This window comes from Bacillus sp. FSL K6-0042 (assembly GCF_038006685.1).
GTDB lineage: Bacteria > Bacillota > Bacilli > Bacillales > Bacillaceae_G > Bacillus_A > Bacillus_A pseudomycoides.
This window is the reverse complement of record NZ_JBBOVS010000006.1, coordinates 1-21823: the sequence shown is the minus strand read 5'-3', so window position 1 is coordinate 21823 and position 21823 is coordinate 1. Positions and strand designations below refer to the sequence as shown.

The following is a 21823-nucleotide window of genomic DNA, read 5'->3' as shown; positions in this document are numbered from 1 at the left end:
ATGACAGCTTTATTTAAACCTATGGCGTTCCATCTGAAAACTGAACGACTTGACCTGAGTATGTGGGAGGAATCCGATTCAGCCTGGTTGAGAAAATTAATTGGCGAACGTGGTGTGGACATGCCAACCCTTGACTCCGTTCGTAGCTATCTTATTGAGATGCGCAAGAAAGCGGCTGAAAATGGCATTTCTCTTCTCACTATCCGTAGGCGAGACGAAGGCGATTTCATCGGATACTGTGGCTTGATTATCGGCCGTTCCACCCTTGAAGAGCCTGAGATCGCATACGAGTTGTTCCGCAGTGTTCATGGTAAAGGATATGCGACCGAGGCAGCATCCGTTGTGCTGGACGCTGCGATTGCTACCGGGCGTCACAGACTTTGGTCGACTGTGGGCGCTTGGAATGTTGCGTCCCTTCGAGTTCTGGAAAAAATAGGATTTAATCGACATCACAGTACGTGGGACGAGCGCGGTGAGATTGTTTGGAACGTACACGATTTTTAGAGATCCCGACCTAATTCGAAACTATGGAAAAGGAGAAAAGGTCATTAGTTTAGGGGAGAATCCACATCGCTATCAACCTAATAAAAAAAAATACCCCCTAAAATAAAAACCTAAGCTACCTATTTCTTGAAAAAACAAGTAATCGTGGCCTAGGTTTTTATTATTTATACCCCAATTACTTCTCTCTTAGATTTATTGGAAATCTGGATGACGATACGTTTCTTTCCCTTCCAAAAGAGTAAGTAAAAGTTTTGTTTTATGAATATCTTGTTCTGGAATTTCAAATAAATTTTTATCTAGTACAACAAAGTCTGCTTTCTTTCCAACTTTAATAGATCCGGTTTCTTTTTCTAAAAAGTTTGCATATGCTCCATTTATTGTATAACTCTTAATCATATCCTCTAAGCTTACTTTTTCTTTTGGATTTAGAACATGTTCTGGATTTGTATGTTCTGGATTTGTATCTTGTAAATCTGTACGAGTTATTCCCATTTGAATGCCAGCTAATGGGGAAAAATATTTTCCATGTGTAATTGGGTAATCACTGGCAGACGCCATCGCTATGCCTTCTTTTATAAAGCTTTGCATAGGATATTGTTTATTTGCACGCTCTTCTCCTAACAAATCAACAGCTTGTGAAAAGTATGCTCCATTCTTGAGAAACCATGTTGGTTGCGGTACTCCAATGATTCCCAAGTCTTTAAAACGTTTGAAATCACTTTCTTCAACTAATTGTAAGTGTGTAATCTTATGACGACTATCACGTTTTCCGTTCTGCTGTTGAGCAGATGCAAAGGCATCTAATGTTTCTGTTGTTGCGGCATCCCCTACAGAATGAACGTGAATTTGAAACTTTTCTTGATCTAAAGTCTGAATCAGATGTGCATATGATTTCTTCTCCCACACAGGAACACCATAATAATTTGTTTTATTGTTGTATGGTTCATGCAAAAAGGCTGTCCCTCCTTCAAGCACACCATCCATAAATAATTTAACAGTATTCATTTTCACCAGTGGACCTTGTAACTTTGCACGCTGTTCCTTTAAATACGGAATACGACTTTCACCTTCACTTGGCTGAACAGCTAATGAAAGGTTATGTCGAACAGATAATGCTTGTTCCTTTTCAAGCATTGTTAAAGCCTCAATAACAGTATCCTGTTGCGGGACAACAACATCATTCACTTGTGTGTATCCATTACTTGCCGCCAACTCCTGGAAAACTGCTAAAGCTTCTTTATATTGTTCAGTATTAAACTTTGGTAATTTGTCTAATACAAGATTCGTTGCTGTATCACGAAGCGTACCAGACGGCTCACCCTTTTCATCACGTTCAATTACTCCTCCCTCCGGGTTTGGCGTATCTTTTGTAATCCCTGCTATTTCAAGTGCTTTAGAATTTACCCAAATCGAATGATAATCCTCTGAAATTAAAGCAACAGGAATATCCTTTACAACAGCATCTAAAGATTCTTTTGTTGGGCCTGTTGTTGGAAAAAGAGTATTACTCCAGCCAGCACCATGTATAACGCTTACGCCACTATGTTCTTTTGCATATTTTTCTACCATTTGGATATATTCTTCAATTGTTCTACCACTTATTAAGTTAACAGAATAAAGAGAATTAACTGTTTCCGAAGCATGAAGATGGCTATCGACAAAACCTGGAAGTAACATTTTCCCTTTTAAATCAATAACTTTTGTGTTCTTTCCCTCATATTTCTTCACACCGTGTGTATCACCAACATATATGATTTTTCCCTTCGCAATCGCAACTACTTCTGCCCACGGTTGGTTTGTTTCTACCGTATAGACCTTCCCATTTATAAAAATGGTGTCAGCTATCTCTCTGATGTGTTCCTGTTGTTTATTTACCGGTACAAATCCTGCTAGCATACAAACCACAGTCAGACTAATTAAAAGAACAATCAACTTTCTCAATGTATGAACCCCCAATTCTTTGTTATTTAATTATTTTTATAAACCTCAATATACAAATACTTAAATTATCAATAATTCCTTGAAGTACTCTTTTTATTAAGATTGAGTTGAACAGTCAATAAATTAACATTTAATAATTTACATAACCTGTAATCTAATGATGTAAGTTTTCTTCGAAATATGTTAGTTAAGTGTATTCCTTCATATTCTTGCATTTTTTAAATAATCAATCTATTCATTAAACCAGAAGCAGTCCTTATAAGGACTGTCTTCTGGTTAATTTTTAGTTGATTGACTTCCAAAAATACCATATCAAATTAAAAAGTTAATTTTCCTGAACGGATATCATTAGTCATACCTTCATAAGGATCTTGAGATATAACTTTTTCATTATTGATTCCTTCATTTTTGAAAAAAGTGATATCAGCGAACTCAGGGACAACATATTTAGGATAAGTCTCATATTTTAAACGGGATTCTTCCATTACATTAATAAAGTCATTTTGGTAACAAACTGTAATTTCTGGATGTTCATGTACCCATTTAGGGAAGAAGATGACTCCATGTATCCTTTTGTCATTTGGCATGAAATTTAGGGAAACGTCAGTGCCAGTAGGCTCAGTCCATGAAACTTTATAGACTCCATCAGCGATTTTTACAATATCAGCTTTTTGGTCACGAACCCAGCGACCTCCAACCATCCCACTATGAATACGATAGTCAACAGTATCCTCATTTTTTATATAAAATTCATATTCCCAACCATTTTCATAAGTATAAATGAAATGGCTTCCTAAAAATTGGTTAAGTTCTTTCATAATAGTTCACTCCTTAAAAATTATTCAATATTAAACATGTAATTAATTACATGTTTAATATTACAAGGTTTAATATACGCCTGTGGTATAATTATGTCAAGATATTATAAACGGAGGTTATGGTGTGAGCCGTAGAATACTAAAATATGCAATTTTAGGGTTATTAAGTAAAGAAGATATGAGTGGATATGATATTACATCCGAATTTAAAAAAGCGATTGGACAGTTCTGGAGTGCAAAGCATAGCCAAATCTATGTTGAGTTAAAAAAATTATTAGACGAAGATTCGATTTCTCAATATATAGAAATGGCAGGAGTCAAACTTGAGAAAAAAATGTACAGACTTACAACAAAAGGAAAAGAAGAACTTCAGAATTGGTTGCTGGAACTAGATGAAAATGTGGAAACCGAAAAGGATATCTTCGCATTACGGTTATATTTTTTAAAAGATATCCCTACGGAAGAAATTCCAGTGTTATTTAATAACCAATTAAAACTCAGAACCGAAAAATTATTTTTTCTAAAAGAACAGTTCTCTTTTCATTTTGGAGTGGAGAAGAATCCTCTATATTTAGATACTGAAGAATTAGGTCACTACTTTGTTCTGACAAAAGCCATTTCACGCGAAGAAAATTACATTTGTTGGTTAAATAAAAGTTTAGATATTATAAAAAACAAAAAAGCCGATAATCCTTTTAAATAGGATTTATCGGTTAATTCAATTTAACTGATACATTTTCTGGTTCTGGTGCAAAAACTTGGTTTTAGTGCAAAAATTTCAGGACAATTGCAATAAATCTACAAATCTTGGACATACTGATACTACTAATCTAAAGAAGGTGCGTGATTGGTATGGAAAAGGAAAATGTATTCAAATGGAAGCATTATCAGCCTGATATTATTTTGTTAACGGTAAGATGGTACCTACGATACAGCCTCAGTTTTCGTGATTTAGTGGAAATGATGGAGGAACGGGGCTTATCCATTTCCCATACAGCGATTATGCGTTGGGTTCATCAGTACGGTCTGAATTGGACAAACGAATCCGACGTCACCTTAAACAAACAAATGACTCCTGGAGAGTCGATGAAACATATATCAAAGTAAAAGGCCAATGGATGTACCTGTATCGTGCTGTTGATTCGAAAGGAAATACAATTGATTTTTACCTAAGCAAAACAAGAGACCAGAAGGCTGCAAAACGCTTTTTCAAGAAGGCCTTGCAGTCTTTTCATGTTTCAAAACCTCGTGTTATAACAGTCGATAAAAATCCAACTTATCCTATAGAAATTGAACAGTTGAAAAAAGAAAAAAGTATACCTGGTGGTATGCGACTTAGACAACAAAAGTACTTGAATAACATAGTAGAACAAGATCATCGCTTTATAAAGAAGCGAATTCGTTCTATGCTAGGGTTCAAATGTTTTGCCACAGCTACATTCATTCTTTCTGGAGCAGAAGCCATACATATGATTAAAAAGGAACAGGTTGATTTACGGGACCAGTCTGTCCAAAATCAGAAAGAATTCATCCATCAATTGTTTGGACTTACAGCATAAGATACGATTCCGTTAGGAATCTATGCGCTTTATTATCTTTTATTATCTTTTTGCACCAGAACCAATTATTTGAATTCCGTTTTCATCCACAACGTAAGAACGGGTGTGTGAAAACCTTTATCTGGCATTTTTGATAAATACAGTATACAATACTAAACGTTTAGTTTACCATATAATTATCAGTAAAAATCCCTAAAAAATGGAGGTAAGTACATTGGAAAAGGAAAACATTGTACATAGTAGGGTCTGGTTCATTACTGGAGCTTCAAAAGGATTTGGACGTGCATTAGTTGAGGCAGCACTTGAACAGGGTGATATGGTAGTAGCTACAGCACGTAAACCAGAAATTTTAGCACAATCTTTTCAAGATAATAATCATTTATTAATCCTGCCTTTAGACGTAACGAATTCTTATCAAATCCAAGAATCAGTCGAAAAAGCCATTGGAAAATTTGGGCATATCGATATTTTAGTCAATAATGCCGGGTATGGACTGTTAGGCGCAGTGGAAGAAGCGAAACTGGAGGAAGTAAAACAAGTATTTTCTACTAATGTTTTTGGTTTGCATGCTGTAACACAAGCTGTCTTACCTCATCTTCGATCCCAAAGGTCCGGTCATATTATCAATATCTCTTCAGTTGGTGGATTTTCAGGTTCTATAGGATGGGGAATCTATAACTCCACTAAATTTGCAGTGGAAGGATTATCGGAAGCGTTATCGTTAGAAGTGAAACCTTTAGGTATTCACGTTACCATTGTCGAACCAGGAATGTTTCGTACTGATTTTCTTGCAAGTTCTATGCGTTCTGTTAATACAGTTATTAAAGATTATACAAATACTTCAGGACAAACACGAGAAACGGCTAATAAAAGTAACGGTAATCAGCCTGGTGATCCTAAAAAGGCAGCTTCAGCTATCTTGAAGGTTGTTGCAGCTGATGATCCACCACTAAGACTTGTTTTGGGGCCTGATTCCTTAAAGCGAATAAAAACAAAACTTGAACAAGTCAAAACAGATTTAAATAATTGGCAAACTGTCACATTAAGCACAAATATAGAGGATGAACAAATTGGTTAATTACGAGGTAAAACAGTCAAATTCTGAGCATAAGCGAGGGAGACCCCGCAGCAATAAAGTAAGTGAGCGTATTCTGAAAGCTACTATCGAACTTTTGTTTGAAGAAGGACTTCGGAAAACAACTGTTGATGAGATTTCTGCCCGTGCTGAGGTTAGTAAAGCAACTATTTATAAGTGGTGGCCAAACAAGAATGTAGTTTCAATAGATGCTTTTCTATTGAAAATGGAAGCAGAGGTTAAAATACCTGATACTGGATCTGTACGTGAAGATTTTTTACAGCAGTTACTTTCAGTTATGCGATTTTATAAAAGTCCTATGGGTAAGGTGTTTACTCAACTCATTGCTGAAAGTCAATACGATCCTCATATAGCTACCATATTTTGCGAACGGTTCCTTGTCAATCGACAAAATGCTGTGCAAGTTATGTTGCAGCGGGGATTTGATCGCAACGAGATTCGAAACGATATAGACTCTAAAATTATCATTGATTTAATTTATGGGCCTATGATATATCGACTTCTTACAGGACATGCACCTTTGGACGACAACCTTGCAAAATCGATTGTTGATGTGGTGATAAAAGGGATAAGAGTATAATCTTTATATCTGATTTTTAGGTTACAAGTATATTTACAAGAAAAAAGATTAATCGATATTAGAAATTTCATTTATAACTTCTGATAACGATCATTATGGTGCGACAAGAAGTCGCATTCTCACAGTGTAGCTTCCGCTACTAGACTAGATGCAAAGGCTATCTCCATCCGAAACTGCGGGATTGGGGTCACCATATCAAAAAAAGAAAATTGTACGTTATCAAGACCTATACGTTAAAAATCCTCAAAAAATAAGAGGTAAGCACATATTAGTCATGTCTAATATGTGCTTACCTCTTATTTCTCTTTAAACTAAAGTTCCGCATTAGCTTAAATACTTCAATGTGTTTCTAATGGTATTTTTCCAATGTCGGAAACATCCACATGTTCATATTTAATCACTTTAAAGCCAGGAATTTCTAAAGTGATTGTATCAAAACCATATGGTGGATTATGTGCACCCTCAAAAGTTACAATTTGAACGGTTATTTTGTATTTATCATTAAATTCATCTCGAACAATATCAATAATTCTTTTTGAATCAAAAAGCCTTGATTCACCATAATACGTTTTTGTTGCTTGAAGTATCTCTATTCCGATTGCCCTCAGAAATGCCTGTTCGAGTATAACTTCACTACCGACCGTAGGAAGTTTCTTTTTCTCAGTTTTAATGACTTTCCAGGCATTATCTTCTTTTTTTAGCGTATATAACAGGTTTAATCCATCTAACTTGACTGCATGTATATAAGCGATGTTTTCTTTAACATAAATCCTTGGTTCCCTAATCCATGTCCATATATCACCCTGTAAGACAGATAAGGCTGCCTTACCTAAAGGTGAAATTTGTCCTTTATCATTATAGAAAGGAAATTCTCTAAAGAAATATATATCTTTAACCCCTTTTAAATCAACATCGAAATAATACTTATTAATAAATTCTTGGTTGGGTGTTTCTTGTTTTGCGGAAACATTAGAAGTAGTGATAAAAAATAAGATGCTGAAAATAATGCATAATTTTTTCTTCAATAAGTTCACCTACCTTTTCTCAGTAGGTATTTTCCCCAACAAAACCAAGTACAAACACTATAATTTAGGTTCTGGTGCAAATATGATTTATTAGAAACATAGAACCTCAATATCCTTTTCATCCATGAATTATGATGCTAATCCAAACAATTTATGGATGAACTCAACTTCATTTTGGGCAGACTTCACCCCTTGGTGAACTTGTCCCTTTTTCATCATATGCATGGCTTCGATACCACTTATCATCCAAGAGGCTGTGTGAAAGGATTTCAATCCTAACATTGAACGAACTCGCTTTTTAATAAAACGATGATCTTGTTCCACTATGTTATTGAGATATTTGACTTGCCTTATTTGGATGCCTACAGGCATCTTTTTTTCGTTCTTTAACTCTTCAATCGCCATAGGATAGGATGGGTTTTTGTCTACTGTGATAACACGGGGATTGGAAACATGAAAAGACCGCAAAGCTTTCTTGAAAAATTGCTTTGCGCTCTATGATCTCTTGTTTTACTTAGATAAAAATCAATGGTATTTCCTTCTGAATCAACGGCACGATACAGATACATCCATTGACCTTTTACTTTTACATATGTCTCTTCCACTCTCCAAGAATCATTAATTGGCTTAAGATGACGCCGAACTCGCTTATCTAATTCAGGTCCATATTGATGAACCCAGCGCATGATTGTTGTATGAGAAATGGAAAGTCCTCGTTCTTCCATCATTTCAACCAAATCACGAAAACTGAGATTGTACCGTAGGTACCATCTTACCGTTAATAAGATAACATCAGGCTGATAATGTTTCCACTTGAATACATGTTCCTTTGCCATACCGATCACACCTTTTCTAGAGTAATAGTATCAGTATGTCCAAGTTTTAGAGATGAATTCTTTTCAAATTAAAATTTTGCACCAGAACCCTCACGAGCCGTTAAGAGCTCATTCCATATGTATGACAAAAACGTTCCACCTCCCAGCGTTTGAATTTATTTATTCCATTCATAAAGAACTATACAACATCACTTTTTTAAGGCGCTATAACTTTTTATCTTTCATTTTCTTTTTTACGCTGTTGTTGCTGTTGCTGCTGTCTTTGTTGTTCTTGTCTATTTACTTCCACTTCTTTTTCTTTTCCTAAACTTCCATAAAGTAAATTTCGCTCTTTTGTCATCAATGACAACTTATAATGTAATTCAGATTCATCAGTAATACCGTAATTCTTTTTGAGATAGTTCATATCACGTTTTGCAACATCATACTCTTTAAATTCATGATAATGCTCTTGCTTAAATGCTTTTTTATCTTCAGCTTTTTTATAAGCCACGATTAAAGGATGACTCTTTTTATACCTTTGGAAACAACCCTTCATTTTCTGGAATCTAAAAATTTCATTATCAATACCTAAAAGTTGCTTTTCAAAGCTGTCAATTAACGCTTCCTTATTTGCTTCAATTTCATCAAGTTCCGTAAGTGAAACATTTAGTTTATATAGCTTAGAGCTTAATTCATTTAAGTAATTAATATTTTGTTTAGTAGCCCACCTTTGAAGTTCCTTATTATTTTTAAATTTCTCTTGTGATTTATCTATCCATTGTCTGTTAATTATACTTGTTTTAATTGGTGAATAACCTTTGTTTTCTATTCTAAACTTAATAGAGGATTCAAGGTAATTAAATCCAATTGTTTTAGTACGCATAAACTTTCCTGACTTCGGATTCATAAACGATAGATATTTTCCTTGTTTATGCTCATATCCTTCTTTTCGCATTAAGCCTAAAAATTCATCAAACGAATTTGATTTTGATATGTTTTTATCAATTGTTTCTTCTAAATTTCCTTTGAAGGATTTCTTCTTTGATCTAGCTACATATTCGTTAAAAGCTAAATATTTTTTCCTTCCCTTTCTTCCTTCTTCGATTATCGACAAACCATACTTTTCAGAGATTTTATCATTTTCTTCACGTAATCTATCCAAAGTATTTACACGCTTTGAATCAAACATTTTTAGTTTATTAAAATCAATATCATTGAAAATAATATGATTGTGTAAATTATCCGTATCTGTATGTGTAATGACTGTATATTGATGATTGTCTTTTAGATAATTATCAGCAAATTCTATTCCATACTGATGAACTTGTTCTGGCGTTAAATTATCGTCACTATCAAACGATTGAATTATCATTCTTGCACTCATGTTTTTATTACTGTTATTTTTTTCGTTGTAATCAACTAAAACACTTTTAAAATCTCTATCTATCGTTTCAATATTACATTCATAAGATGTGACTAATTCCTCGTTTGTTTTATGAGGTTGCATACTGTAATTAATGACATCTTTTAAATTATTAACTTTTTGTATTTTTACAATAGACATTGTAATCAATCCCTACCTAATAAATTTCATATTCATCTAATATATCTTTCAGTTCAAACCAATCATCATCTTCAAAAACATTATCGAGTTTGGATAACTTAAACTTCAGTTTCTGCGCAAAAATAAAAATGCTATCGGCCAATTTTATTAATTGATTATCATCTAACTTATATAGCGTATCTCCATATAAATATTGCCAAACATATTCTGTTACTTCCTTATCCTGTTCTGGCGAGTTATCTATACATTCTATGATATAAACAAAATCCTCTTTTATCTTTTCGTACACTTCTTCTAATACTAATTTTTTTGGTATCTGTATTTGATTTTCAGTTAACGATTGTATTAATTTTTCCTTTTGTTTTTTACTCAAGCTATCGCTATTAAACTTGGTTTTCAAATCAATTAATCGGTCATATTCGGTATTGATTAAATTTACAATTTTTTTCTGATTAACTCTAAGAAAATCAATATCGCTATCAGTGTAAATTCCGTCTGTATTGATCCTTCTGATTAAGCTATTTATATTCTTACCAATATAATTTATTTCTTTAGTTAAATCCCTATAAGCTTTCATATCAACTTCAAGTTTAAAATGTGTTTTTGCTGAATCAATAACAAACGCTGAAGTTGACTTATATCCCAATTCTACAGCTTTATTTTTTATCATTTCTTTATCTTTTTCATCTAAAGTTATTTGTAAATATGTTTTATGAATAAACCCCATAATTTCACCACCAATTTTTTAAATTAATCGAGCGCAGCGACAACAAATAAATAAGTGATTTTGTAAAAAATCGCTTATTTATATTTGTAAAGGTCGTAGGAATCTCCTACCAAGTCAAAAACAACGTTTTTGGGGATTACCATGGTAATCCCGTAGCTTGCCCTCTACTAAAATCTCAATATTTTATCCTTAAAATTATACCATTTATACCCATTATATGGTGTAATATGTTAAATAATTTACAGGGGAGTTGGTATCTGAATGGCGAATGTAGATGAACATACACAGGTTGCACTCGAAGTCATAGCACAAACCTTTAAATTATCGGAACAAGCTTTATTACGGATTTTAGAAGCATTGACAAAGTTACTTGAAAATAAAGAACAAGATCCAAAAGATTATATCCTTGATGGAAACACAAAAGATGGTAAACAAAAAATCAATGAGCTTATTAAAGAACATAGTAACACTGGTGGTGTTATTGCTTTAGATGAAAACTTAACTAAGGAACAATTAAAGGATTATCAAAAGGAATTAAAAAAATTAGGTGTAGATTTTTCTGTTGTGAGAAATGGTAAAGAGGATTATTCTTTCTTCTTTTCCGCAGCACAAGCAAATGTAATCAAAAAAACATTAAAAAATGTGGTTGAAAGAAAAATCGCAGTATTAGAGGCAGCACGCACATTTTAACATTTTTATACGCTAAGGGATTCTCAAAACTCATTGTTACTAATTCTATTTGAGATTTTGATTTAGAGATAAGTTTTGAGATAGATTTAAAGCTATTTTTACGACATTTTTAGGTGAATTTTGTTTCTCTTAAATACCTCCGTTTTTGAGACTTATAACAAAAGGAACATGAAAAATTTTTATTTTGAGTCCAAATATTCCATAAAACCCCTCATATAATTTAAGTACAAAATTTCACAAATTGAAAATTATATATGTGTTTTGAGTTTGTATAGAAAGTCAAAAGCGAACTTTTCCTTTTCTTTGTATTTCTCAATATTTTCGGGTAAGTAACAATGATGTTTATTAAGTATATTTGTTTCCAGATATTCAATCGTTTCTAGTAAGGATTGTCCCCTAAGTGATCCAGTGATTAAAGATTTAACAATTAAAAATGTCTCTCCACCCTCAAGTAAATGTGCATCGTGGAGAATTTTAGCTTCTAGGCTTTCTGGTTTTCCATCCTTTTGAGAACCGTCTGCTACTTCTAGAATTCGTTTTATTTTTTCTCCGCTAAACCCAATACCCTTAAGAAATTTTTCAATACTTATTCTTATCTCTTCTTCATATATTACTCCGTGAAAATATGCGCCATATTTAAGTAAATCCTCATCTACTTTATTTTTATATATTGTAGCCATTTCTAGAGATAAATTTAAAATACGTTTTATATGTTCAACATTGTGCATTATATCTTTTTGAGCATAGTAAGGTAATATGAAATCTTCAATTAATTGAAGAGTGTCCAATTTCAACAACTCCTTTATTTTCAATAAATGTATTGGCTTTCCTCCCACATTATAGATCCGCTTTCTTTAATTAAACTGTTCTTTAGTTGAATAAACAAAAAGCCGGCAATAGCATACCAATTTTCGTTAAACGTGTTATTCAAACAATGAGTCCCTTTAATGTTATAACATGACTATGGTTTTAAACCACTTAATTTTAAATTGAAGATCTTTATTTTAACTTATTAACTATCATTTTAAGATAACTTTTATATTACTTATAAGCGGGGTAGCATCAGGATTTTGCGGATTTACAACGTTAAGGTAAAAATCCTTGTCTCAATATAATCTATTGAGACTTAATTGATTTCACGTCAAATAAAGCTTTTTAGTGTCTCGTATGACTTGTCTCAAAAGTCTTATCGTCGTTAAATCTTTCGTTTTTAACTCAGCAAACAGCTTAACGTTGTAAATCCGCATTTTCGGGACGCTACCCCATGTAGTAAAATCCCCCCCCTAAATCAAAAAAAATTTCAAGATCAGGCAGGTAATTTTTTAAATTATTTCCGTTCGCTTAATTCGCTTTATAAACCAATCGGAAAATATTCTTGTAATCGTTTCCGTTCTGATAGTTGATGCCATTTTTTTCGTTCCTCTTCTCTCCAATCTCCTCGTCCTTTTTCAATAATTTCTTTAACTTGTTCCCGCATTGCAGAGGAATCATCTATATCTAACCAAGAAATATTCCTACAATTCCAGCTCCTTTCGTTATGCCAGATATGCTCTTTTTGCAACTTAAATATTGGAGCTAATTCAAGAGCATTTAAATTCGCAAGTGGTGCATGATATTCAGTAAATAATAGATATTTAACAACTGGGAAGTGTTTGTGCTTTGGACCGACTCCGTTAATCAATCTATATTGTTGTTCTTTTAAAGATACATAGTATTCGTTATTTGATGTATTTTCTATTTTCCCTAAAAAAACATTTTCTGTAATCTTAATAGGTTCGTTCCCTATAGAAAAGCTGTCTTCAAATATATGAAAATGACAATCACCATGCATATGAGCTCTAATAGCATCAATATTAGAGCTGTGAATTAAATCAATTAGTATATTACCTTTTCCTTTGCCTTCTTTAATTGTTCGAAATACAAAAATGTGTTTATTAATAAAATTATTCCCGTAATCAATCCCCACAAAATCATATCTATAGTGTACCTTCAAGTCTAATGGTATGTTATATCTCAGTCCTTTTGTTAAATCGTACATTTTTTCTCCATGTACAAAATTATTTTTTACATGGAGTATACTCCATAGTTTAATCTTAAAATAGGATGGATAAGCTACTTTTCCGGAGATGGGCAAAAACATCATAATTTCACATACCATATATAAGTGAGAACACCTAATCCAAAAATAAGTTATAATCTCGGAAAAGTAACCACCTAAGAAGATATAATAGAAATATGTATTGGCAGAATGGACAAAGCTCCAAACTAACCTGTATTTAGTGTGATTAAGTCATTGGTTTGCTCTTGTGTCAACTCATATAAACGCTCTGCTGCACTTGGAATAAACGACTGTATAAATTCAAGGTATAGTTCTTTCTGCTCTTTATTTCGACCAATAGCATGGTTAAAAAGCAACGCTAAAGTAGACAGCCCTGTTTGTCGTTGGCTGCCTTTGCCGATTACATGGATATAGATTTGTTGGGATTTCTTTAATACACTGTTTAACGTGCTTCTCGGGATTTGTAGAGCCTCACACAATTCCTTTTGAGTAACATATACAAATCCTTTTTCTGTGTTTTTCTGCGTGTTTAAGAAACCAATGATATCTTGTTCCCACTCATGCCAATGGCTACGCACACGATCTTTACGTGCTTTTTTATGCTTATACCAATATTGAGATGGCACTGGACCTGAAAATGTCGCTCCCCCATCTGACCAGATTTCTAAAATTTGATTAATGTACTCTTTGTTTGCTCCTTTGTATTTACCTGAGAAGGCACTACGAATAGCCTTTTGAATACTCGCGTTTTTCAAATGGCTGTTTAAGTTTGTATTAAATTGATCTAGTAAGTCGTATGTATCCTCTTCAGACATTCCCGAACTATAGCATGCTAAAGCAAGCGTAAATACGGCGTTGTCACGCCCGATTAGACCTTTCTGACCATGAATATGTGTACATACTAGTACCTTTTGCACCCATCCTTCAGTGATTTGAGTTGTATGCATTGGCTTGTTCGAAAGAACTGTAAATAAGTTTCTACGATGGCCGATATCTTGATCTTTAGACCATTCAATTAAATGAGCTAGATTACACGTACTTTCTGCATCCATCCATACAACATTCTCCTCGTTTGGCATACGGAAAAATCCGAAATCATTGCATGTCAAATCAACACCAGGTAATAAATCACTTAAAGCTTTCCTGATGTTCTCGCTTATTCTCTTTGCGCTACGTAATCCACGGAAATCATTCTTATTTGAAATGAACAATGGGTTATCTAGCACGAAATAAGCCTGGTATCCCTTCACACTTTCCAAGATAACTGTAGGCATGCCTAATTGCTTGTCCATTGCTGCAAGTACGATTTCTCCAGGAGTAATGTCCTTTGTATCGATATCTACAGTGAAACAGTTGATTTGTTTTAAATTACGTTCTTCATGACCTTTAATGATTCTTCTGCTTCTGTCCAAATATGTACCTACTCTGAATACATTCGGTGTCCAATGCGTAGCTTGTCCGATATGATCCAGAACTGCTTCTTGAGAAGTTAATACAACTCCTTTAGCTCCATAGGGATGCATTAAATCTTCTTTTGTACGCGTAATGAATACAAATCGGTCATTCATCGTACTAGTATCCTGTGAGTCTAACATGGCGATGCTAGCTCTAGAATTCTTGTATTTATATTTGCGTAATCCACTATGTAAAATCGATTCAATTGCTTGCTGCGCTTTATCCATGTTAGATCTCCTTTCTACTAGATTTTTGACAATAAAAAAAGGTGAGCAGTTATTACACTGCTCACCTTGAAAATTCCCTGAAAAGTATATAAAAACAGAATTTCTCCATATTTAAACGTAATTTTTCCGTACTTAAATAAGGATATCTATCTTTACAATCCATCACTAATTAACTATACTAAATACAGATATTTTTATATCTCTAATAACATAGTTAACTAGAACGGACGGAGAATTTACAGACTGATGGTGCAGTGTGTAAATGGAATACAAGTTGTTGTCAGCAACTTGTATTCACCGGGGAGTAAAGTTATTGTCAGTAACTCTACTTTTTCTGTCAGATTGAGATCTACCAAATCTCTATTAGACAGCCGTTCTTTTTTATTTGTTTTTGTAAATTATTTATCGAATATGCTCTAAAGAGCTCTTTATGTACAATATCAAATTAAATCTTTTTTTGTTGAAAAACTTGTTGTTTCTTACGTTACAGCAAGTTTTTTTGTTTGTAAATACAGAAATGACAATTTAAAACTACGCAAAAGTAGAAATGTAGAACTACGCAAAAGTAGAAATGTATACTTTTCTACCTGTAATTGAAAGTTGGTATACCTTCTCTAACTTACGCAAAAGTAGAAATGTATACTTTTGTTCACGTATTTACAAACTTAATCTCCTGAAAAATTGTAATTAACCCTTAAATACCAGTGTATAAAGAAAAAACTTTAAAACTACGCATAGGTAGAAATGTATACTTTTCTATCTGTAAAAACATCCATTCTATAAACTACGTTTAAGTAGAAAAGTAGAAAAGTATACTAAAAAACCTTACGCTTAAGTATACTTTTCTACTCTTTCGATAAATCCGTTTAAAAAACTTAAACTTTTCTACGGTATACTGTTGCGAATATTGAATGTAGATGTTACATTTTACTCAAAGGTATACTTATTCGGAGTTTTATGGAGGAATGTCGAAAATGACTAGACAAGCAACTACATACGTAATCGGTAACTTTAAAGGTGGAGTTGGAAAAACAAAAACAGCTACAATGTTGGCTTATGAAGTTGCTACAGTATTTAATGAAAAATGTCTTTTAGTGGATATGGATCCTCAGGGGAACGCTACAAGAGTCCTTGCTAAAACAGGTGACATTGAAGAAATTGATAAGTCTATTACGGATGCATTTCTAAATCAAAATTTAGAGAATGAGATTATTCCAGTAATTGAGAATTTGGACATTGTTCCATCTAATACTTCATTTAGAAAACTATCAAAAATCCTCTTTGATATGTTCCCAGAGGATGAACTTGCACAAATTACATATTTAAAAAAATTACTAGAACCATTAAAAGATAAATATGATCGTATTTACATTGATGTACCACCAACAATCAGTGACTACTCAGATAACGCTATGATAGCAGCCGATTATTGTATCATCGTTCTACAAACACAAGAATTATCTTTAGAAGGCGCTCAAACATATATCGCTTATATGCAGTTCTTAGCAGAAACATATGATGCAGACCTACAAGTTTTAGGTATTATTCCAATGATGTTACATCAAGGAAAACGAGTGGATAATAAAGTATTACAACAAGCTCAGGAAATGTATGGCGGAAATGTTCTAGATACAATTGTGAGATATCAAGAGCGTCTAAAAGTGTACGATATTGAAGGAATTCATAAAAATGTTAACGTTAGTGGCAATATTGATATGTGGGATGAAAAAGCTCATCAACTATTCATCGATGTTCTTAGCGAACTTAATGAACATGAAAACTATTTTGCTACTATTAATGCTTAAGGAGGAGGCTCATAATGTCTAAAGCACCATTTCAACCTATAGTCACAAAACCCGGAAATACTTTAAATGACAAAGGTGTACAGATAAAAGGAACAAACGATTTCGGCCGTAATAATGAGCCTGTTAAGAAAAAGGTTATGACTCCTATCATTAATAAAGGGAAAATACCTGTTCCTGAGAAACAAGATCAGCGTTTAGTTCCATCTAAAACAGCTAAAATTTCACCTGCTGTTTTGCTAAAGCTAAATACTCTTAAACCATTTATAAAAGAACAAGAAAGCATGGATAAGGCATCAATTAACAGTATCATTGACATGCTTCTTGAAAGCTATGTAAATACTAAGCTAACAACGCGACAATCTGAAGGTTATAAAGGGATGTACAAACACCTTTACGAAATGTTGGAAAAGAAATAACAAGCAATATAGTTTTAAATAGGAGTGGTGCCTGTGAAAAATAAGAATAATTCATTTGTAGTAACAGTTACGCCTATTACTGACAGTTCGGATTTAAATACGAACACAGAAAAGAAAATGTAAACACCAGAGAAAAAGAAATTTAAAAATCAACAGGATAGCATTAAAACTTCTAGTCAATCCAAAGAAGAACTTGAAACGCTAATGAAAATTACCAACACGAAATTTGCTCACGAAATAATTGATTTACTTATAAATCATTATGTAGAAAATGAATTGACTACTGAGCAGAAAATGAAATTCAAATTACTGACCGAAATAAAAAAAGAAGTATCCCTGTTTCTAATTGGGGATACTTCTTTTTTTATTATATATCCTTCATCAAAGTAGAAAAGTAGAAATGTATACTTTTCTACTTTTACGTAGTTTATATAAAGTCCTCACCAAAACTTCCACCACGGCCTTTTCTTCTCTTTTGCAGCAGCGACTTCTTCACGATATTCCTGCATTAATTTCTTCGCCTCTTGTATCTCACGTAATGTTTTCATAAGCGTCTCATCTCGTGCTTCCAATCGTTTTTCCACTCGTTCATTATGTTGATCTATACTCGCTTTAATTTCCTCGTTGCTTTGCTTTGCCTGCTCACTTAACCGTTCTTCCATCGCTAATATACTTTGATTCATTTCCTGCGCCATAACGCTGTATTGTTGCTGTAGCTGTTCTTGAATGTGAAATGGAATTAAGTTCGTGTCCTCAGGTTCTTCTTTAATCAAATCCGGATTAACTTTTTCTATTTGTTGTGCAATCATCTTTGCTGCCTTTTCCAACGTCATACCGTCATGCTTACTAATCTCAATTAATCTCTCAATAACCAGGATGTCACCATCTGTGTATTCACGTCTGCCACGCTTATCTTTCTTTACTGTAAATCCCTCTCGTTGCAACACTTCCATATACTTTCTGAGCGTACTATCGGATATTCCTAGCCTTTTGTATACTTCACTAGCAGAATAAACAATCTCGTCCGTCATAGCGTCACAACACCTCCTAGAAAAAATATTCCCTAACGATTTTTAAATTCCTGCAAAGAAAAAAGCCCCACTAATGTAGGGATTAAATCGCCTTTGCTATTTCAACCAATAATCTCATAAACAACGGTATCATTTGTACTACGATATATCCAATCCCAGCACGGGAGATTAACGAGAAACCTCGTTCTTGGCTACCAACCATAATAAATAATCCACCGCATAGCGCTACAACGGATGCGATTGGATAAGATACTGCTTTAATTAGAAAGATAACTGGCTCAAATGCATTTACGATCCTGTTGTACAGTTGGCCATCTATATAATTTTTAAAGTTGCCATCGTTTGATTGCACATCCTTGAATACTTCATTTACATTTGGCGCATCTGCTTCTGCTCCTGATGCGAATACATGTGGAATATCTATAATGTTGCTGAATATAATAGCACTACCGATTGCACTACCGATTGCACTACCAACTCGCACCGCCACAGGTGCATATTTTTTTGTTTTCTTTTTGAACAAGCTCCACTTTTTCTTCGCTCCATAGTTACCATCCATAAAATCCTTGATGCTCATTGTCTCAGTTGCCATATAGACCATCTCCTTAATTTTAATGGAAATCAGTAACCGTAAATATGTTGCAATCCAATCCCTCGCAAAGCTTCTGTATTTGCTTTCTTCGGTATTCTGTTGTTGTGTACCAAATAAATTTAGGCGCCTTCTCAAACACATTACATTCCATTAACTTTCTGTACTTCTGCATTTTGAAACGGTTTGCGCTCATCTTTTGCTCATGATCTACCTCTACAATGTGATAACGGCCATTATCCGTGAATAGTGCATCCGTAATTATGGAAACGATACCTTTAACATTCATTTTGACTTCCTGCTTCCACGTTTTCGGGCATTCGTAAGCGATATAGATGTCATTCCTCATAATGTAGTGACGAAATTGGTTAGAACGTTTTAGTACCTTATTACTTCCAATACGCTCACGACCTTCTTTATTGAGATAATACACCTTTTCTGAATCTCTAAAGCTAGATACATATTCTTCAAGATCCTTCATTACACGAGAAGCATTTCTATCACCGCCAAGATCATGAAGTACCTGGATTTGTTTCCTACTTAAGAACCCCAACTTCTTCAAGCTCAAGAGTATGGACTCGGTTCTTGCTTCCTTTATAGCTAACTTTTGCATCTTCATGCTCCTTTCTCGCTCTAATGTTGATATGTGGCATTATGATGTTGTCAATCTTTTTGTTATCGATATAAACAGTCTGTAAAACCTTCTTCTCGTTCGTTTGGTATATAGCTCTTCCTTTTATGTTGGGAAGACTCTCTGCGCCGCCCTCATCGAGTACAGCGCGGCTCCCTGCTTCTGTTTGTAATCTGAAGCAAATACGAGCACCAATGTTCTGCCGTAACTGCGATGGTAAAGCTTCGTTAGTAGGATATTGAGTCGCATATACTAAGCGGAATCCAGCTGCCCTGCCGCGACGACCTATATCTACAATGATGTCTTTGCACTCCTGATATGGCGTCATGTCGGCTGCCTCATCTACGATTACAAAGTACCTTGTTGGATCCCCGGCTTCTTTTATATCTTCGTATCCTTTTTCTAGTAAGTATTCGTTTCTATCATTCAGTTTAGTTTGCAATTCCCTTAGAGTCTCAAGGGCTTCCCCAGGATTCTTCGCAATTGATTCGACTTGATTTAGGAATCGGTACCGGTTAAAAGATAGACCACCCTTCAAATCTATAAGGAATAGCTTTATATTTTCCGATTGGTTACGTACCAGGGCCGTAATAATGAGCTTTAATACATTTGATTTACCCATATCCGTCATACCAGCCGAGATCATGTGTGATAGCTGATCAAAGTCGTGTTTTACCAATCCATCCCTCGTATAACCAATAGGTACTTCCCATCCCCTACATTGCTTCATCATGTCTTCTTCAAACTTCACAAAATCAGGAATACCTTTCTCGTAAACTCTTATTTTTAGCAAACCATCGTAAGACAGCTCTATTTCCTTTCTAACGAGTTTTTTCTTGTTTACGATATTTTGTATTTGTTTTAAAATGTTTTTCCGCAGACGAAGAGATTTGAAGTCCGATAGCTTGAAATCGTAAACTTTGCTCTTGTGATTCAATCCGTCTTCTAAATGCTGCATTTTTTGTTCAAAATCAGAAAAACTAAGACCAAGAGGGATCCTATACGCATACTCAACTCCCCAATCATTTCTCGTCTTGCGAAGCAGCTGTATAGTTCTGGTATCTTTTCCTTCCTTCACTTTTAAACCGCAATTAGCGCAAATCCTTTGTATCTTGGAGGCATCGTTTGTTGCTCCTTTTTGATGCATTTTTGATAGAAAAATTACTCCGCCAACTGCAGCTGAACTTACTAGCTCAAATATCACAAACTCACACCATCCTTCTTTTGGTATTCTGCAAGAATAGTCCCTGAAGATTAGAAGAGATAAAAATAGCCATGAATCGTTGAAAATAGAAATCTTCCAATGTCTAAAGCATTATTCTGTTAGCGAATTTTATTCGGAATATATGAAACGAAGTATGAAGTGGCTGATTAAGTAGAGGTGAGATTCGTAATTTGTTTGGTATGGTAAAAGGTATTTTAGACTGTTTGGCCATTATGTCATTTTTTTTCGTGCGTTTATAAAAATGACGAAAAGGGCAAGCTATGTCTGAGGTGGTTAAAGTGTTTGGACTAGGAAAAAAACGTAGTAAATTCGGTAGTTGGTTAGACAAACAAGGAATAACACAAGGTGATTTGGAGAAGGCAGCTAAGCTTAGTAGGGGAACAATTTCTAAAGTATGTAATGATAAAACATACATACCTAAGTTTTCTACAATCACTCAAATTACAAAAGGACTGAAAAAACTAGGAAAAAATATAAATGAAAATGACTTTTGGATGTAGCTTGGTTCAAACGAGAGAAGCTTCTTATGTAATTATAAATATAAAACGGTTCTGGTGCGAAAACTTCAAGATAATTGCAAGTAATCTCTAAATCTTGGACATACTGATACTATTACTCTAAAAAAGGTGCGTGATCAGTATGGAAAAGCGAAATTTATTCAAGTGGAAGCATTATCATCATGATATTATTTTGCAAACAGTAAGATGGTACCTACGGTACAACTTGAGCTTTCGTGATTTGGTGGAAATGATGGCGGAACGGGGCTTATCCGTTGCTCATACAACGATTATGCGTTGGGTTCATCAGTATGGTCCTGAATTAGACAAAAGAATCCGTCGTCATCTCAAGCAAACCAATGACTCTTGGAGAGTCGATGAAACATATATCAAAGTAAAAAATCAATGGATGTACCTGTATCGTGCTGTCGATTCGAAAGGAAATACCATCGATTTTTACCTAAGCAAAGCAAGAAACCACAAGGCTGCAAAGCGTTTCTTCAAGAAAGCTTTGCAGTCTTTTCATATTTCTGAGCCTCGTGTCGTGACAGTCGATAAGTATCCAG

21 protein-coding genes and 3 pseudogenes are annotated in these 21823 nt (G+C 34.2%); 11 read left to right on the top strand and 13 right to left on the bottom strand.

Annotation, left to right across the window (positions count from 1 at the left end):
* A complete protein-coding gene (locus MHH45_RS27670) occupies nt 1-504 on the top strand; it encodes a GNAT family N-acetyltransferase (RefSeq protein WP_077295644.1) in 504 nt (167 codons plus the stop codon).
* Nucleotides 505-696: 192 nt separating this feature from the next.
* On the opposite strand, the gene MHH45_RS27665 is transcribed toward MHH45_RS27670, so the two are convergent.
* Entirely contained in the window at nt 697-2400 is a 1704-nt protein-coding gene (locus MHH45_RS27665; RefSeq protein ID WP_170927975.1) for an amidohydrolase, read from the bottom strand.
* A gap of 362 nt (nt 2401-2762) precedes the next feature.
* Entirely contained in the window at nt 2763-3263 is a 501-nt protein-coding gene (locus tag MHH45_RS27660; RefSeq protein ID WP_016131671.1) for a phenolic acid decarboxylase, read from the bottom strand.
* A gap of 124 nt (nt 3264-3387) precedes the next feature.
* On the opposite strand from MHH45_RS27660, the gene MHH45_RS27655 reads away from it, so the two are divergent.
* The 4 genes and pseudogenes from MHH45_RS27655 to MHH45_RS27640 all read left to right on the top strand — a co-directional run bounded on the left by MHH45_RS27655 (nt 3388) and on the right by MHH45_RS27640 (nt 6498).
* On the top strand, nt 3388-3966 hold the full coding sequence (locus MHH45_RS27655; RefSeq protein WP_016131672.1) for a PadR family transcriptional regulator: 579 nt from the start codon (nt 3388-3390) through the stop codon (nt 3964-3966).
* Nucleotides 3967-4115: 149 nt separating this feature from the next.
* Nucleotides 4116-4822, top strand: a pseudogene (locus tag MHH45_RS27650) (IS6 family transposase).
* A 214-nt stretch (nt 4823-5036) separates the two neighbouring features.
* Complete coding sequence (locus MHH45_RS27645; protein ID WP_016131675.1) at nt 5037-5900, top strand: oxidoreductase; 864 nt, start codon at nt 5037-5039, stop codon at nt 5898-5900.
* Entirely contained in the window at nt 5893-6498 is a 606-nt protein-coding gene (locus tag MHH45_RS27640; RefSeq protein WP_016131676.1) for a TetR/AcrR family transcriptional regulator, read from the top strand. Before MHH45_RS27645 ends, MHH45_RS27640 begins: the two co-directional genes overlap by 8 nt.
* Nucleotides 6499-6836: 338 nt before the next feature.
* Here MHH45_RS27640 and MHH45_RS27635 read toward each other — a convergent pair whose 3' ends face one another.
* The 4 genes and pseudogenes from MHH45_RS27635 to MHH45_RS27620 form a co-directional block, all read right to left on the bottom strand.
* Complete coding sequence (locus tag MHH45_RS27635; RefSeq protein WP_016131677.1) at nt 6837-7532, bottom strand: DUF3888 domain-containing protein; 696 nt, start codon at nt 7530-7532, stop codon at nt 6837-6839.
* Nucleotides 7533-7652: 120 nt separating this feature from the next.
* A pseudogene (locus tag MHH45_RS27630) lies at nt 7653-8359 on the bottom strand (IS6 family transposase).
* Between the two features lie 214 nt (nt 8360-8573).
* The gene (locus tag MHH45_RS27625) at nt 8574-9905 is read right to left on the bottom strand and encodes a relaxase/mobilization nuclease domain-containing protein (protein ID WP_016131615.1); all 1332 of its coding nucleotides are present in this window, start codon (nt 9903-9905) and stop codon (nt 8574-8576) included.
* A 16-nt stretch (nt 9906-9921) separates the two neighbouring features.
* A complete protein-coding gene (locus tag MHH45_RS27620; protein WP_016131616.1) occupies nt 9922-10632 on the bottom strand; it encodes a hypothetical protein in 711 nt (236 codons plus the stop codon).
* 261 nt (nt 10633-10893) lie between these two features.
* Between MHH45_RS27620 and MHH45_RS27615 the strand changes: the two genes are divergently transcribed.
* On the top strand, nt 10894-11322 hold the full coding sequence (locus MHH45_RS27615; RefSeq protein WP_016131617.1) for a DUF3801 domain-containing protein: 429 nt from the start codon (nt 10894-10896) through the stop codon (nt 11320-11322).
* 248 nt (nt 11323-11570) lie between these two features.
* Here MHH45_RS27615 and MHH45_RS27610 read toward each other — a convergent pair whose 3' ends face one another.
* From MHH45_RS27610 to MHH45_RS27600, 3 genes are all read right to left on the bottom strand, one after another.
* Nucleotides 11571-12158, bottom strand: coding sequence for a hypothetical protein (locus tag MHH45_RS27610; RefSeq protein WP_229161803.1), 588 nt, complete (start codon nt 12156-12158; stop codon nt 11571-11573).
* 515 nt (nt 12159-12673) lie between these two features.
* Nucleotides 12674-13480, bottom strand: coding sequence for a hypothetical protein (locus tag MHH45_RS27605; RefSeq protein WP_249922742.1), 807 nt, complete (start codon nt 13478-13480; stop codon nt 12674-12676).
* A 107-nt stretch (nt 13481-13587) separates the two neighbouring features.
* Entirely contained in the window at nt 13588-15063 is a 1476-nt protein-coding gene (locus tag MHH45_RS27600; protein WP_016131620.1) for a primase C-terminal domain-containing protein, read from the bottom strand.
* 974 nt (nt 15064-16037) lie between these two features.
* On the opposite strand from MHH45_RS27600, the gene MHH45_RS27595 reads away from it, so the two are divergent.
* From MHH45_RS27595 to MHH45_RS27585, 3 genes and pseudogenes are all read left to right on the top strand, one after another.
* On the top strand, nt 16038-16868 hold the full coding sequence (locus MHH45_RS27595; RefSeq protein WP_016131621.1) for a ParA family protein: 831 nt from the start codon (nt 16038-16040) through the stop codon (nt 16866-16868).
* A 14-nt stretch (nt 16869-16882) separates the two neighbouring features.
* Entirely contained in the window at nt 16883-17284 is a 402-nt protein-coding gene (locus MHH45_RS27590) for a hypothetical protein (RefSeq protein WP_016131622.1), read from the top strand.
* Between the two features lie 75 nt (nt 17285-17359).
* Nucleotides 17360-17605 (top strand): annotated as a pseudogene (locus MHH45_RS27585) (hypothetical protein); the annotation flags it as partial.
* 119 nt (nt 17606-17724) lie between these two features.
* On the opposite strand, the gene MHH45_RS27580 reads toward MHH45_RS27585, so the two are convergent.
* The 4 genes from MHH45_RS27580 to MHH45_RS27565 form a co-directional block, all read right to left on the bottom strand.
* On the bottom strand, nt 17725-18315 hold the full coding sequence (locus MHH45_RS27580) for a DUF3967 domain-containing protein (protein WP_016131623.1): 591 nt from the start codon (nt 18313-18315) through the stop codon (nt 17725-17727).
* A gap of 82 nt (nt 18316-18397) precedes the next feature.
* Nucleotides 18398-18907: a hypothetical protein gene (locus MHH45_RS27575; RefSeq protein WP_088094623.1), complete on the bottom strand. Its 510-nt coding sequence runs from the start codon at nt 18905-18907 to the stop codon at nt 18398-18400.
* Between the two features lie 19 nt (nt 18908-18926).
* Nucleotides 18927-19472, bottom strand: coding sequence for a replication-relaxation family protein (locus MHH45_RS27570; protein WP_249922741.1), 546 nt, complete (start codon nt 19470-19472; stop codon nt 18927-18929).
* Nucleotides 19441-20739 (bottom strand): FtsK/SpoIIIE domain-containing protein, encoded by a 1299-nt coding sequence (locus MHH45_RS27565; protein ID WP_016131626.1) that lies wholly within the window; start codon nt 20737-20739, stop codon nt 19441-19443. Before MHH45_RS27565 ends, MHH45_RS27570 begins: the two co-directional genes overlap by 32 nt.
* 281 nt (nt 20740-21020) lie before the next feature.
* Between MHH45_RS27565 and MHH45_RS27560 the strand changes: the two genes are divergently transcribed.
* Both MHH45_RS27560 and MHH45_RS27555 read left to right on the top strand, forming a co-directional pair.
* Nucleotides 21021-21260, top strand: a complete 240-nt coding sequence (locus MHH45_RS27560) for a helix-turn-helix domain-containing protein (protein WP_016131627.1) — start codon at nt 21021-21023, stop codon at nt 21258-21260.
* 139 nt (nt 21261-21399) lie between these two features.
* On the top strand, nt 21400-21823 hold a 424-nt coding region (locus MHH45_RS27555; protein WP_340863741.1), incomplete at its 3' end, for an IS6 family transposase.

What these genes read in the sequence shown, in the direction of transcription:
- MHH45_RS27670 (WP_077295644.1), top strand. Translation starts at nt 1, where the DNA reads ATGACAGCTTTATTTAAACCTATGGCGTTCCATCTGAAAACTGAACGA.
- MHH45_RS27665 (WP_170927975.1), bottom strand. Translation starts at nt 2,400, where the DNA reads ATGCTAGCAGGATTTGTACCGGTAAATAAACAACAGGAACACATCAGA.
- MHH45_RS27660 (WP_016131671.1), bottom strand. Translation starts at nt 3,263, where the DNA reads ATGAAAGAACTTAACCAATTTTTAGGAAGCCATTTCATTTATACTTAT.
- MHH45_RS27625 (WP_016131615.1), bottom strand. Translation starts at nt 9,905, where the DNA reads ATGTCTATTGTAAAAATACAAAAAGTTAATAATTTAAAAGATGTCATT.
- MHH45_RS27620 (WP_016131616.1), bottom strand. Translation starts at nt 10,632, where the DNA reads ATGGGGTTTATTCATAAAACATATTTACAAATAACTTTAGATGAAAAA.
- MHH45_RS27615 (WP_016131617.1), top strand. Translation starts at nt 10,894, where the DNA reads ATGGCGAATGTAGATGAACATACACAGGTTGCACTCGAAGTCATAGCA.
- MHH45_RS27605 (WP_249922742.1), bottom strand. Translation starts at nt 13,480, where the DNA reads ATGGTATGTGAAATTATGATGTTTTTGCCCATCTCCGGAAAAGTAGCT.
- MHH45_RS27600 (WP_016131620.1), bottom strand. Translation starts at nt 15,063, where the DNA reads ATGGATAAAGCGCAGCAAGCAATTGAATCGATTTTACATAGTGGATTA.
- MHH45_RS27595 (WP_016131621.1), top strand. Translation starts at nt 16,038, where the DNA reads ATGACTAGACAAGCAACTACATACGTAATCGGTAACTTTAAAGGTGGA.
- MHH45_RS27590 (WP_016131622.1), top strand. Translation starts at nt 16,883, where the DNA reads ATGTCTAAAGCACCATTTCAACCTATAGTCACAAAACCCGGAAATACT.
- MHH45_RS27580 (WP_016131623.1), bottom strand. Translation starts at nt 18,315, where the DNA reads ATGACGGACGAGATTGTTTATTCTGCTAGTGAAGTATACAAAAGGCTA.
- MHH45_RS27575 (WP_088094623.1), bottom strand. Translation starts at nt 18,907, where the DNA reads ATGGCAACTGAGACAATGAGCATCAAGGATTTTATGGATGGTAACTAT.
- MHH45_RS27560 (WP_016131627.1), top strand. Translation starts at nt 21,021, where the DNA reads ATGTCTGAGGTGGTTAAAGTGTTTGGACTAGGAAAAAAACGTAGTAAA.